This window comes from Leifsonia sp. PS1209 (assembly GCF_012317045.1).
Classification (GTDB): Bacteria; Actinomycetota; Actinomycetes; order Actinomycetales; family Microbacteriaceae; genus Leifsonia.
Genome location: NZ_CP051154.1, coordinates 812538 through 824873, shown reverse-complemented (window position 1 = coordinate 824873; position 12336 = coordinate 812538). Strand labels below are relative to the sequence as shown.

Below are 12336 nucleotides of genomic sequence, written 5' to 3'. Positions count from 1 at the left end.
ACCGCGAGTCGTCGAATGCTTGTCTGTGCTCGAAGGTGCCGACATCGTGGCTAGCCCGCTGTCCGTGCGCTGCGGCGACCCAGATGGCTGCGGAAGAATCCGGAGATCCGTTGCACGCCGCCCGCGCTGGAAAGGAAGACCGCGATCACGATCACCGCGCCCTTGATCACCAGCTGCGGCTCGGAGGAGATGCCGACCAGGTTCATCACGTTGATGATCGTGGCGAGCACGAACACGCCGATCACGGCGCTGATCGGGTCGCCCTTGCCGCCCATCAGGGATGCACCGCCGACGACGACCGCTGCGATCGCATCCAGTTCGTAGCCGACGCCGATGAGCGAACTGCCCTGGCGGAGCTGTGCGGCGGCGATGAGCCCGGCCAGCCCCGCCAGCAGCCCGGACATCGTGTACGTGATGAGGAGGTTGCGGGCCACAGGCAGGCCGGAAAGCCGCGCGGCCTCCGGGTTGCCGCCGATCGCGTACAGCGAGCGCCCGAAGGTCGTGAACTTCGCCACGAGCGCCGCGAGCACCATGACGATCAGGAAGATCATCACCGGGTTCTGCAGCCCGAGGCTCGTGCCGCGGGCGAAGAGGTCCACGAACGTCTGGTCGGTGATCTGGATGAGGCTGGTCGACTGGATGATGTAGCTGAAGCCCTTGACGGCGCTCATCATGGCCAGCGTGGCGATGAACGGCGGGATGCGGAGCCACACCACGAGCAGACCGTTGATCAGCCCGGCGATCCCGCAGCAGAACAGGGTGAACGCGACCGACAGCCCCGTCGCCATGCCGGCTTGCAGGGTCAGAGCGACGATCACCGTCGACATCGCCAGAATCGAGCCGACCGACAGGTCGATGCCGCCCGTCAGGATGACGAAGAACTGGCCGACCGCGAGCACGGCCACGATGGAGGCCGCCGCGATCACGTTCTCTGCGTTCCTCAGCGTGAGGAAGTCGGCGGAGACGTAATAGCCGATCACGATGATGACGACGAGGACCAGCAGCAGGTAGGTCTTCGGCAGGACGCGCTTGGCCACGCCTCTCCAGGCGGAGTGCGCCGGGGCGGCGCCGGACTCGGTGGCCGATTTGGCCGGCTTCGCCGGCTCGTGGAGGAGTTTGTTCGACATTGTCTTTCCCGTCGTTGGGTTCAGTCAGTTGATTCAGGGGGCGAGCCGGGGGCTCAGGCGAGGAGCTGGAGGATCGTCTGACCCTGGGGATCGATCTCGTCGTGGTCGAGTTCGGCGACCACGCGACCTCTGGCCATCACGAGCACGCGGTCGCACATCATCGCCTCGGAGATCTCCGAGCTCGCGATGATCACGGTTCCGCCCGAGCGGGCGAAGTCGCGGATCAGCTCGTACATGTCCTCCTTGGCGCCGACATCCACGCCTCGTGTCGGCTCGTCGCAGATGAGCAGGCGGGACGATCGCACCAGCCAGCGGGCCAGGATGCCCTTCTGCTGCGTCCCGCCGCTCAGGGTCTTCATCGGCTGGTTGACGCTGGAGACCTTCATCCCGAGCTTCGCCACCATGTCCTGCGCCGTTCGCTTCTCGCGCTTGCCGTCGATCACGGAGAGCCTGCTGAACATCGGCATGCTCGCCAGCGTGATGTTGCCCGCGACCCCCATGTCCGGGATGAACCCCTGCGCCTTGCGGTCCTGCGGGAGCAGTCCGATGCCGAGCCGGATGGCGTCGCGGGGCGAGGCGAACGTGACCTGCTTGCCGTCGATCGTGAGGTGCCCGTCCGTGCTCTTGCGGGCGCCGGCGAGCAGGCTGGCGAGCTCCGACTGGCCGGACCCGATCAGCCCGGAGATGCCGAGCACCTCACCCCGGTACAGGTCGAAGTCGATGCCGGACACCCGGTCGTCCTCCCCCAGCCCGCGGGCGGACATCAGGATGCTGTCCGTGCGGCCGGCGCCGAGGCGCGGGCCGCGTTCGCCGCGGAGGGCGGCGTCGGCGATGGAGCCCTCCAGGCTCTTGCCGACCATCGCCGTCACGACGTCGGCCGGTTTGGTGTCCGCCGTGGCCAGGTCGGCCGCGGTCACGCCGTCGCGCAGCACGGTCACCGCGTCGCAGAGGCTGTACAACTCATCCATGCGGTGCGAGATGTAGAGGAGCGTGACGCCCTCGGCCGCGAGCTTGCGCAGCACCGTGAACAGGCGCTCGACGTCGGGCAGGGGAAGAGTGGACGTCGGCTCGTCGAGCAGCAGCACGCGCGCATCCTTGTGCAGCGCCTTGGCCAGCTCGACGGCCTGCTGCTCCGCCACGGAGAAGCTCGAGACCGGCTGCGTCACGTCGAGGTCGAAGCCGACGCGGGCCAGGGCCTCGCGGGACTTGGCCTGCATCTGCGCCCAGTTCACGACGCTCCCCTTATTGGGAAGCGTGCCGAGGAAGATGTTCTCGGCGACCGAGAGCGACGGCACCAGGCTCAGCTCCTGGTAGATGGTGTGGATCCCGGCCGCCTGCGCATCCGTCGGCTCGCGGAACTTCACGACCTCCCCGCCGAGCCTGATGGTTCCGCCGTCCGGAATCTCCGCCCCCGAGAGGATCTTGACCAGCGTCGACTTCCCCGCACCGTTCTGTCCGGCGAGGGCGTGGATGCTCCCCCGCCTGACCGAAAAGCTCACCCCCTTGAGCGCCTGCACACCGAGGTAGCCCTTGGTGATGCCTTCGAGCTGCAGCTCGTCCATAAGTTCTCCGCACTTCTTCGTGACTTGTCTGTTTCCCAGCGGTCGCTGCGCCCGAACCGATGACATCGGGCGCAGCGACTCCTGGTCGTACCCGCCAGGCGACTAGTCGTTCGCCCGCACGTACGTGTCTTGCGGCTTGTAGTAGTCCTTGGCGTTCTCGGGCGTGACGACGGTGGTCTTGATGAAGACCTCCTTCTTCGGGCACGCCGTCTTGTCGTTGTTGTATGCGGCGACGGCCATCTTCACCGCGGCGACGCCCTGGTCCCACGGCTGGTTGGATGCGGTGGCCTGCAGAGGCCCCGTCGGGTTGTCGACCATCTCCTTCACGACGTTCATGCCGCCGTCGTATCCGGCGACGATCACGCCGTCGCCCCAGATCCCGGCCTGCTGGAGACCCTGCTCGATGCCGCCCTCCATCACGTCGCTCATGCTGTAGACGATCTTGAGGTCGGGATTCGCCGTCGCGACGTCCCGGATGGGCGCGAGGGCCTTGTCCGGCTTCCACTCGCCGTACTTCGTCTCGAGCTTCTTGGTCGTGATGCCCGGGTAGGCCTTCATGACCTTCTCGTAGCCCTTCATGAATCCGTTGAACCGCAGGTCGCTGAGCACATCGCCCGGGAAGCCGCCGATGCCGACGACCTTGATCTCGCCCGTCGTGCCGAACTTCTCGACGGCCTTCTTCGCCGCGACCTCGCCGGCGAGCGAGCCGGTGTATCCCTGGTCTTCCGCGACGTAGCAGTACATGTCCTTGACCAGCGACGGGTCGAGGTTCGAGTTGACGGTGACCAGCGGCACCTTGGCGTTCTGGAGCGCTGCGACAGAGGCTCCGACGCCGATCGGGTCGTTGGGGTTCATGATCACCACGTCGACGTTCTTGGTGATCAGGGTCTGCACGTCGGCGTTCTGGCGGACGGTGTCGCCGTTCGCGTCGAGGAGCTCGATGGTCGCCCCCAGCTTCTTGGCTTCGGCCTGGCCGCCCTCGACGAGGGTCTTCCACCAGTCGCTGCCGCTGATGCCGCGCTGGCTCCAGCCGATGACCAGGCCCTTGCCGGTCTTCTTGTCCGCGTCGCTGGCTGCTGCTCCGTCTGTTCCGCCTCGCGCGCATCCACTCAAGACGAGAGCGGTGGCCGCGACGACGCCGGCGACGGTGAGGATGGTTCGGGTACGGCTGCGGGTGTTTCTCGTGGTGCTGCTGGGACTGATCATGGTTCCACTTCCTTGTGAGGTGATCGGTGCTAGGTACAGCTGGGGAGTGCGAGCGGCGGCGCATCGTCCCGAGGGGACCGACGGTCGGAGGGGCCGCCGCTCGCACGTTCTGGCTCAGTCGAGAGGGGTGAAGACGCCTCGCTCTTCGAGCAGCTTGATGTTGCGGGCGCGGGTCTCGCGCTCGCGGGCCAGCCATCCTTCGCCGGGAGGGGCGTCGAGGTACTGGTTCTTCGGGTAGATCGGCTTCTCGTAGATCGCGGCGTACTGCTCGGTGCGCAGATCCTTGAAACCGTTGAACACGCCGTTCGCCTGACGGTCGCGACGCAGGGCGTCGATGTCGATCGTCGTACTGACGAAGGTGTCGCCCGCCGTGACGCCTGGCGTCTCGGTGATGATCTTGCCTCGCTGGTTGACGATCATCGAGCGGCCGCCGAAGAGGTCGTTGATGACGCCGTCCGGGCCGAGCTCCGGGCCGAGGTTCGGTGCGACGACGATCGCGTTGTTGAACAGCGCGTGCGCCTTGTTCTGCACCTCCCACATCCCCTGCGAGGTCTGCGGCTCGATGAGCGTCGCGCGGATGATGACCTCCGCGCCGTTCATCGCGAGGCCGCGGGCGATCTCGGGGTATGCGCCCTCGTGGCAGATCACGTAGCCGATGTTGCCGATGTCCGGCGTCTTGGCGACCGGGTAGATGGCGTCCATCACATTGCCGTCGCCCTTCTTCTGGATCCACTCGTCCCACAGGTCGTGCGGGTTGGTGGTGCCGAGGGTCCCGCCCTCGAAGCCGTCGCTGGTCGCCTTGGCACGGCGGTAGATCACATCGCCGTTCGGGTCGATCATGAACGCGCAGTTGAAGTAGCGGTCAGGGAAGTCGTCGTCGGCGACCAGGTACAGCTCGCCGGCGATGTAGGTGTTCAGCTCACGAGCGGCCTTGCCCAGCTCGTCGGTCTCCGGACCGGGGATGGTGCGGGCGAACTTCTTCTCCGCCTCGCGGTTGCCTGCGGTGAATGCCATGTGCATTCCCTGGATCGCCATCTCGGGGATGACGACCAGCTTCACCGGGTGGCCCTCTGTCGCTGCCACGCCGACCGCGGTCTTCATGAAGCCGATGATGCGCTTGGTGTTCTTCAGCGCGTCTTCCGGCTCGACGATCGGGATCTGCAGCGGCGAGAGCGCTACGACTGTGTACGGCTCAGTCACGTCCAACTCCTTCGTTGTTTGGGGTGCGTGTGGTCATGTTAGCGCACTATCAGGCGCTGTCAAATGTTTGTTTTCAGCGCGAATACCACTCAAACCCCGCCCAGATGCGGTAGACAATGCTGTCTGGACTTCCAGTAAAACAGCTGATTATTTACCATTTTCCGACACAGAAGAGCCGCCATTAATTCAGCAGCCGACAGGCGAGGAATCAGATCGCAAATTGAGTGAGCGCACTCACAGAGCAGGCTCTATCGCGTGACGGCGAGTGCCGCAACACCCGTGGTGACCGCGAGGAGGGCACCGACGAGGAACAGCGAGAACCGGCTCTTCGCGACCCACCCCCGGACGGCCCCGCGCAGCCGCGCCCCGCGCGGGGTGTCCGCGGCCGACACGATCGGCTGGCTCTCGGGGCGCGGCGCATGCGCGGTCGGGAGGAACTCGACGAAACCGCAGCGCGTGCATCCGGTCAAGTAGCGGTGGACGGCGAGGCCGACCCCGTAGTACGGGTTCTGGATGACCCGGGCGCGGGCTCCGCAGCGCGAGCACCACCGGGGTCTCGTCCGTGCGTTCGACTCGTTCATCGTTCGCGAAGTTCCATTGCCGTCTCCTGGGTGTTCCGTCGGCAGTGCACGCGGAGCACAGCGGAGGAGGCACGGCGGCCTTCCCCACCCGAAGGAGAAGGCCACCGTGCAGGTGCCGAGCCGGGGAGCTGCGACGGAATTCACGGTATGCGGCGGTTCGAGCGGGTCGATATCCGCCCAGCGCGGATCTGTGTCCGTTTTGTGCGGCTCGTCATGAGCCCGTCGACGGCCGTGCTTACAATCACGGGATGCAAGCGAACTCGGCCGAGATGTTCCGCAGCCGACGCATCGTGTCGTGCCGCGGGATCGACCAGGCGCGCGAAGCACTCACCGAGGTCTTCCTGCCGGTCGACTTCCCGACGGCGCGGGCATCGAAGAGCGTCGCGCTGGACCTGAACGCCCTCACCGTCGGCCGGGTCACCGTCGGGTACATGCAGTTCGAGGACGCTGTGCGCATCGAGACGGCAGAGGCCATGAACTTCCACGTCGACATCCCGACGGCGGGGCGCGCGACGATGCGCGCGGCGTTCGGATCGCCGATCTACGGAACGCAGCGCACCGCGGGAGTGTTCATGCCGGGGAGGCCCGTCGACCTCGACTGCGACGCCGGCTTCGCGCAGGTCTCCGTGATGATCCCCAGGGAACACCTCCAGCTCGAACTCGAGAGCATGCTCGACCAGCGTCTGACGCGACCGCTCGAATTCACGGGCGAGCTGGACCTGATGGCCCCGGGCGGCCGCGCGATGCTCCAGACCCTCCGCCTCATCGACGCCGTCTCCGAGCAGCCAGGAGGACCCCTCTCCCATCCGCTCACGCTCCAGCGCCTCGAACAGCTCCTGATGAACAACCTGCTCTTCGCCCAGCCGCACAGCCATTCGGCCCAGCTGACGGGATCCGCCCCAGACCCCGGCGCCCGGCCGGTGTCTCGGGCCGTCGAGCTCCTGCGCAGCAGCCCCGCGCATCCCTGGACGGTGTCGGAACTGGCGTCGGCCGTCTCACTCAGCGTGCGCAGCATGCACGAGGGCTTCCGCCGCTCGCTCGACACCACGCCGATGGCCTACCTCCGCCGCCTCCGGCTGGAGAAGGTGCGCGAGGAACTGATGGCGGCCCCGCCCGGCACGGTCAGCGTGACGGAGGTAGCCACACGCTGGGGCTTCGTCCACCTGGGACGCTTCGCCGCCGCATACGCCGCCGCGTTCTCCGAACGGCCGTCCGACACCCTGCGTTCGACCGGGCAGTGACGCCCGCCGTCGGGAGGCGGATGACGGTCGAACGCTGAGCATCCACGTCGCAGAACGGGGCTAGACAGCTCCTCGGCGTCAATGGTTCGATGGGCCGCACCACGAGCAGGGAGCGGAACATGACCGAGAACGTCACCGGACCGACACCGAACACGAGGTTGACCGAGGCGTACGTGCGCGCCGTCGGCCGGATGGCGTATGTGTGGGGCTGGCCGATGGTCTCGATGATCAATCGGCGCGCTGCGATCACGTCCGTGCCCGAGCCTGGCCTGCGTGGCGGGGTGCTGCCGAACGCTCCGCTGAACCGGGTCTGCATGCTCACCGACTACATCCCAGCGGGGCAACGCTTCATCGCCTGCACCAACCAGGATGTGCTGTACGGGATCGGCTTCGGCGACCTGGATGTGACGCCCGTCATCGTGCAGCTGCCGGACTTCGGCGACCGGTTCTGGGTGTCCGCCGCGTGGGACCAGCGCACGGACTCCTTCGCGCAGCTGGGGAAGCAGTACGGCACGAAGGCCGGCTTCTACGCACTGGTCGGCCCGGACTGGGACGGCGACCTCCCCGACGGGATCGCCGGTGTGTTCCGGTCCTCGACCGCGCTGGTCGCGTTCTGTCCGCGCGTGTTCATCGAGGACACCCCGGAAGACCGCGCGGCCGTGATCGAGCTGATCACGCAGATCAACATCTACCCGCTCGACGAGTTCGACGGCACGGCGCATCCGTACGACTGGGAGCACCTCCCGAGTTTCCCGATGCCCGAGATCGGCGCAGATGAGATCCACTGGGTCGAGCCTGACCGCTTCTTCGACCAGCTGCGGGATGTGCTCGGCATGGTTCCTCCGCTGCCGGGCGAGGAGGCGCTCTACCAGCAGTTCACCGCGATCCTGGATGCGGCCGACAGCGACCCCGACCTGAAGCGAGCACTGCTGGACGTGGCCGCCGAGGCGGAGCGCGAGATCATCACCCCGCTTCTGCGCTGGGAGCACAACGGACCGGAAGCTGGCAACGGATGGTATTCCGCGAAGAACAACTCGGCGTTCGGCACCGACTACGTCACCCGGGCCGCGATCGCCCGCTCGAACATGTTCGAGAACACCCCGCAGGAGACGAAGTACATCTTCACCGACACCGACTCGAGCGGCCGCCAGCTGAACGGCAGCGACGGCAACTACGAGGTGACCTTCGCGGCGGGCGAGCTTCCCCCTGTCGACGGCTTCTGGTCGCTCACCCTCTACAACGAGCACCACTTCTACTACGAGAACGAGCAGGGCCGATACTCTCTCGGCACCAAGAACCCCGGCCTGCACTACGGCGACGACGGCAGCCTCACGCTGTACGTCGGACACCGGCCGCCCGCGGACGCGCCGGAGTCGAACTGGCTTCCCGCCCCGGAAGCTCCGTTCTCCCTGTACATCCGCGCATACTGGCCGAAAGAGCCGATCCTGGACGGGACATGGCTGCCGCCGGAAGTGCTGCGGCGGGGATGAGCAGGCGGGCTGGTCATAACCCGCCTGCCCGTCACCGCCCACCCGTCACCTCACCGCCCGCCGCCCCCGCTGCCGGTCCCGTGCAGCACCGACACCGCAAAGCTGGCCGCGCGCTCGCGCAGGCTCGCCATGCGTTCCTGCCTGGCCGCCTCCACGTCGAAGCCGACGTATGCGAGGGGCGGGCGCTTGCGGACGTTGGCCGAGCAGCCGAAGTCGGTGCAGACGAGCGTTCCGACCGTGTCGCCGTTCTTGCCGGCCTGGCCTGCGCGCTTGGCGCTGAAGAACGACACGTCGTTGGTCAGGTTGACGTCCTGGCACCAGGAACACTGGGGGCGGCTGAGCGCTGACGCCTCCGACTGGCGGAGGAGCAGGCCGACGGGGGCGTCGTCGAGGATGACGACCGTGTACGCGCGCTTCGGCTGTTTGCGGTCGCGCCAGCCGAGATAGTCGAGCGTGTTCCAGTCGATGGTCTGGAAGTCGGCGGGCAGGGTCAGGTCGCTGACCTCTTTGCGGGAGGCGTTGACGAAGGACGAACGGAGCTGTTGCTCGGTCAGGGGAAGCATGGAAGTGTCACCAATCGGAAATGGCGGCGATGGCCGCTGAGGTCGCACAGGCCGGCAAGCCCGGATGCGCGTCGATGTCTGCACGGGACGACCGGCGCCGCGACGGGCGCGCACGATCGAGCCCCGCATCCCTCGCTGGATGCGCGAGGTGAAAGGCAGGGGACGGCGACGCTATCTCACGCCGGCGTTCAGAACGCCGACGACCTCCTGACGCCCGGAGGGCAGCACGGGGATGAGCGAGGTGGACACACGGGCAGTGTAGCAAACGCCCCCGCGTGCGACCCGGACAGCTCCGGATGGGCGCCATACCCCGAAAACCGGACGCTCGTGTCCCCCAAAATGCCGCTACCGGGACGCCTCCGGGTAGGCGATCCTCGAAGGATGGAGGGTCGGCGTGAGCTGAGACAGGAGACGGGCGTGACGCAGGAGGCAGTTGTGCTGCGTCCGCACGCCCACCTTTTCGCACGCGGAATCATCGCCATCCTGGCTCTGACCACCCCGGTTTTCGCCGTCCTCTACTGGCTGACCATCCCCGACGGCGTCTGGCCGCTCGTGCTCGGCATCCACATCGTGGTGATCGGCGCGACGACGGTCGCCGTGCTCGCGTTCTTCAGCACGACCATCCAGGTCGGCCACGATTTCGTGCGGGAGCGCGGCTTCTTCGGCAGGACAGTGGATGTGCGTCCCGGCAGCGTCGGCTCCGTCATCATGGTCAACCTGTACGAGGGCAGCACGCTCGACACGCAGCCGCAGCTGTTCGTCACCGGCACGGACGGCAAATTGCTGATCAGGATGCGCGGGCAGTTCTGGGCGCTCGAAGACATGGAGCGCGTGGCGGAGGAGCTCGACGTGCCCGTCACCCGGCGCGAGGACTCGATGACGCTGGCGGAGTTGCGCCGCGCATCGCCCGGCCTGCTGTACTGGTTCGAGCGGCTGCCGCGCTTCGGGCGCTGAGCCTCAGACCTCGGCGGACGTCGAGATGCCGTATACCGGTCCGTCCGGCCTGCTCGACGGCAGTTCGTGGAACCCGAGCCGCTCGTAGAACGCCCGGGCGCCGTGGTTCGTCGGGGACATCTTCAAGTAGACACCGGGCACCCCGCGCTCGCGGAGGGCGGCGAGCAGCGTGCGGATGAGTGCGCGGCCGAAGCCCTGCCCCTGCAGTTCGGGCAGGAGGTCGATATGCAGGTGGGCGGGGTATTCGGCGAGTTCCGGCACGAGCATCCCGTGCACGTCGAGGCCGAAGCCGATCGCCTCGCGCTCCCTGTCGTCGCGGGCGCTCTCGACCGGGTACTTCTCCGCGAACGCCGGCATCCACTCGCGCGAGTACCAGTCGACGAACGCCGCACTGTCCGCGACGGCGATCACGTACCCGGCCACGTGGTCACCGGTGTCGACGACGAACGCGAGGTCGGGCTGGTACGTCACGTACGGACCGGCGAAGACATCCGGGATGAGGTCGTCGTCCGTGTACGTCCCAGTGGCGTCCCCGCCGCTCGCCCCTGTTTTGATGCACACCGTGTACACGTCGTCGCGGTCGCCGGGCTGGTAGGGACGGATCGAGCTCACCGTGAAAGTATGTCAGCGTGAGCACCTCCGCCGCTGCCGTACCTGCCGTCGACGCCCGCACCGGGCTCGGCGCAGCGCCGGTCAGTCACGGGCACCTGAACGAGAACGGGGCGGCGCCGGTGAGCATCGAACGGCTGTGGCCGGGCGACGACGCCGCGGCGTTCGTCCGCCACTACTGGCTCCCCCGCTGGCAGCTCGCCGACGGCACGTTGCTGCGGCAGCAGGTGCTCGAATATCCGACGGCCAACCTCGTCATCGAGGACGAGGAGGTCGCTCTGCACCGCGCCAGGCGCGGGCTCAGCGTGAAGACACTCAGCGGTCACGGCTGGGCGTTCGGCGCGATGCTGCGGCCCGGTGTGGCGCGCGGGCTCTCCGGCACGAGCGTGCGGACGCTGCCGTCCACCGTGCCGCTCGCCGATGGCCTGCCCGCCGGATTCCAGCGCCACGCGCTCCTGCTGCCGGGGGTGGAGGCGGCGACCGCACGCATCCGGGACGCCATGCGGGCGGGCGACGACCGCGACGCCGTCGATGCGATCGAGGCCTGGCTCGGCACGCTGCCTCCTCCCGGTGCAGAGGCGCGGCTGGTCGACGCGATCGTGGAGGCGGTGGAGGCGGACAGGACCATCACCAGGGTGGAGCAGCTCGCCGAGCGGTTCGGGCTCGGCGTCCGTCACCTGCAACGCCTCGTCGCCGGGCACATCGGCTTCGGCCCGAAGTGGCTCATCCAGCGCTACCGGCTCCAGGAGGCCGCCTCCGCCCTGCGCTCCCCCGCGCCTCCGCTGCTCGCGGACCTCGCCGCCGAGCTCGGCTACGCCGACCAGGCGCACTTCGGGCGCGAGTTCAAAGCGGTGGTCGGCACCACCCCGGGCGCATACGCGGCCGACGCGGGGCGCGGTCGATGAAGCCGGACAGCATCCTCGCTCCCTGGCGCGACCGGTGGAGGCTCACTCCCTCCGGCGACGCGTTCGCCACCCCGTCGAGCGTGTTGCAGCCCGTGGAGTGGCGCGGCCGCCCGGCGTTCCTCAAGCTGGCGACGGTCGAGGAGGAGGTAGCAGGATCCCGTCTTCTCGCCTGGTGGGACGGCCGCGGTGCCGCCCCGGTGTACGAGGCAGAGGGCGACGCCATCCTGATCGAACGCGCGACAGGTGACCGCGACCTGGCGACCATCGCCGCATCCGGGCCGGACGGGGACGACGCGGCCACGCGCATCCTGTGCAGCACGGCGGAGCGGCTGCACGCCGTCGACGACCGTCCGCGACCGGACGGGCTGGTGGGGCTGACGACGTGGTTCCGCGAGCTCTTCGCGGAGGCGGCCGAGCATCCGGACGCGCACGACGGGCTGTACGCGCACGCTGCCTCCGTCGCACGCGAGCTGATCGCGCATCCGGTCGCCGACGTGGTGCTGCACGGCGACCTGCACCACGGCAACGTGCTCGACTTCGGCGGGGAAGCGGACGGCGGGGACGGCTGGCTCGCGATCGACCCCAAGCATGTCGTCGGCGACCCCGATTTCGACTACGCCAACATCCTGTGCAACCCGGATGCGCGCCTCGCCACCGCGCCCGGCCGCTTCGAGCGCCAGCTCGGCGTGATCAGCGCGGCGGCGGACGTCGAGCCCGGCCGGATGCTGCGCTGGGCGTTCGCGTGGGCCGCGCTCTCGTCCTGCTGGACGGAGCGCAGCGGCGAAGGCCCCGGCCACACGCTGCAGGTAGCGCGGCTGGCGCGGGGGTTGCTGCCGGAGCCAACCCGGGACGCGGGCGCGACCGGGATCGGGCTCGGCTGATCGACCCGGCGGCCGCG

Annotated in this window: 12 protein-coding genes; 5 read left to right on the top strand and 7 right to left on the bottom strand. The window is 68.1% G+C overall.

Going from position 1 to position 12336, the window contains the following annotated elements; genetic code table 11:
- Window positions 1–50: 50 nt before the first annotated feature.
- The 5 genes from HF024_RS04005 to HF024_RS03985 form a co-directional block, all read right to left on the bottom strand.
- Entirely contained in the window at window positions 51–1127 is a 1077-nt protein-coding gene (locus HF024_RS04005; protein ID WP_168688723.1) for an ABC transporter permease, read from the bottom strand.
- Window positions 1128–1180: 53 nt separating this feature from the next.
- A complete protein-coding gene (locus HF024_RS04000) occupies window positions 1181–2689 on the bottom strand; it encodes a sugar ABC transporter ATP-binding protein (protein ID WP_168688722.1) in 1509 nt (502 codons plus the stop codon).
- 102 nt (window positions 2690–2791) lie between these two features.
- Window positions 2792–3895, bottom strand: a complete 1104-nt coding sequence (locus tag HF024_RS03995) for a sugar ABC transporter substrate-binding protein (protein WP_168688721.1) — start codon at window positions 3893–3895, stop codon at window positions 2792–2794.
- 114 nt (window positions 3896–4009) lie between these two features.
- Window positions 4010–5095 carry a nitrilase-related carbon-nitrogen hydrolase gene (locus tag HF024_RS03990; protein ID WP_085371075.1) on the bottom strand — a complete coding sequence of 362 codons (1086 nt, stop codon included), beginning with the start codon at window positions 5093–5095 and terminating at the stop codon, window positions 4010–4012.
- A gap of 248 nt (window positions 5096–5343) precedes the next feature.
- Window positions 5344–5676 carry a hypothetical protein gene (locus HF024_RS03985; protein WP_168688720.1) on the bottom strand — a complete coding sequence of 111 codons (333 nt, stop codon included), beginning with the start codon at window positions 5674–5676 and terminating at the stop codon, window positions 5344–5346.
- A 248-nt stretch (window positions 5677–5924) separates the two neighbouring features.
- On the opposite strand from HF024_RS03985, the gene HF024_RS03980 reads away from it, so the two are divergent.
- Both HF024_RS03980 and HF024_RS03975 read left to right on the top strand, forming a co-directional pair.
- Complete coding sequence (locus tag HF024_RS03980; RefSeq protein ID WP_168688719.1) at window positions 5925–6917, top strand: AraC family transcriptional regulator; 993 nt, start codon at window positions 5925–5927, stop codon at window positions 6915–6917.
- Window positions 6918–7036: 119 nt separating this feature from the next.
- A complete protein-coding gene (locus HF024_RS03975) occupies window positions 7037–8407 on the top strand; it encodes a DUF1254 domain-containing protein (protein WP_210724019.1) in 1371 nt (456 codons plus the stop codon).
- A 50-nt stretch (window positions 8408–8457) separates the two neighbouring features.
- On the opposite strand, the gene HF024_RS03970 is transcribed toward HF024_RS03975, so the two are convergent.
- Window positions 8458–8970 (bottom strand): FBP domain-containing protein, encoded by a 513-nt coding sequence (locus HF024_RS03970; RefSeq protein WP_168688718.1) that lies wholly within the window; start codon window positions 8968–8970, stop codon window positions 8458–8460.
- Between the two features lie 417 nt (window positions 8971–9387).
- On the opposite strand from HF024_RS03970, the gene HF024_RS03965 reads away from it, so the two are divergent.
- A complete protein-coding gene (locus tag HF024_RS03965; protein ID WP_247597293.1) occupies window positions 9388–9924 on the top strand; it encodes a hypothetical protein in 537 nt (178 codons plus the stop codon).
- A 3-nt stretch (window positions 9925–9927) separates the two neighbouring features.
- Here the strand turns inward: HF024_RS03965 and HF024_RS03960 are convergent, their stop codons facing one another.
- The gene (locus tag HF024_RS03960) at window positions 9928–10536 is read right to left on the bottom strand and encodes a GNAT family N-acetyltransferase (RefSeq protein ID WP_168688716.1); all 609 of its coding nucleotides are present in this window, start codon (window positions 10534–10536) and stop codon (window positions 9928–9930) included.
- A gap of 17 nt (window positions 10537–10553) precedes the next feature.
- Between HF024_RS03960 and HF024_RS03955 the strand changes: the two genes are divergently transcribed.
- The gene (locus HF024_RS03955; RefSeq protein ID WP_247597292.1) at window positions 10554–11438 is read left to right on the top strand and encodes an AraC family transcriptional regulator; all 885 of its coding nucleotides are present in this window, start codon (window positions 10554–10556) and stop codon (window positions 11436–11438) included.
- Window positions 11435–12319 carry an aminoglycoside phosphotransferase family protein gene (locus HF024_RS03950; protein ID WP_168688715.1) on the top strand — a complete coding sequence of 295 codons (885 nt, stop codon included), beginning with the start codon at window positions 11435–11437 and terminating at the stop codon, window positions 12317–12319. The genes HF024_RS03955 and HF024_RS03950 overlap by 4 nt, the downstream gene beginning before the upstream one ends.
- Window positions 12320–12336: the final 17 nt, after the last annotated feature.

Excerpts from the sequence above, each read along its gene's own strand:
- HF024_RS04000 (WP_168688722.1), bottom strand. The coding sequence starts at position 2,689 with ATGGACGAGCTGCAGCTCGAAGGCATCACCAAGGGCTACCTCGGTGTG.
- HF024_RS03980 (WP_168688719.1), top strand. The coding sequence starts at position 5,925 with ATGCAAGCGAACTCGGCCGAGATGTTCCGCAGCCGACGCATCGTGTCG.
- HF024_RS03995 (WP_168688721.1), bottom strand. The coding sequence starts at position 3,895 with ATGATCAGTCCCAGCAGCACCACGAGAAACACCCGCAGCCGTACCCGA.
- HF024_RS03970 (WP_168688718.1), bottom strand. The coding sequence starts at position 8,970 with ATGCTTCCCCTGACCGAGCAACAGCTCCGTTCGTCCTTCGTCAACGCC.
- HF024_RS03950 (WP_168688715.1), top strand. The coding sequence starts at position 11,435 with ATGAAGCCGGACAGCATCCTCGCTCCCTGGCGCGACCGGTGGAGGCTC.
- HF024_RS03975 (WP_210724019.1), top strand. The coding sequence starts at position 7,037 with ATGACCGAGAACGTCACCGGACCGACACCGAACACGAGGTTGACCGAG.
- HF024_RS03985 (WP_168688720.1), bottom strand. The coding sequence starts at position 5,676 with ATGAACGAGTCGAACGCACGGACGAGACCCCGGTGGTGCTCGCGCTGC.
- HF024_RS04005 (WP_168688723.1), bottom strand. The coding sequence starts at position 1,127 with ATGTCGAACAAACTCCTCCACGAGCCGGCGAAGCCGGCCAAATCGGCC.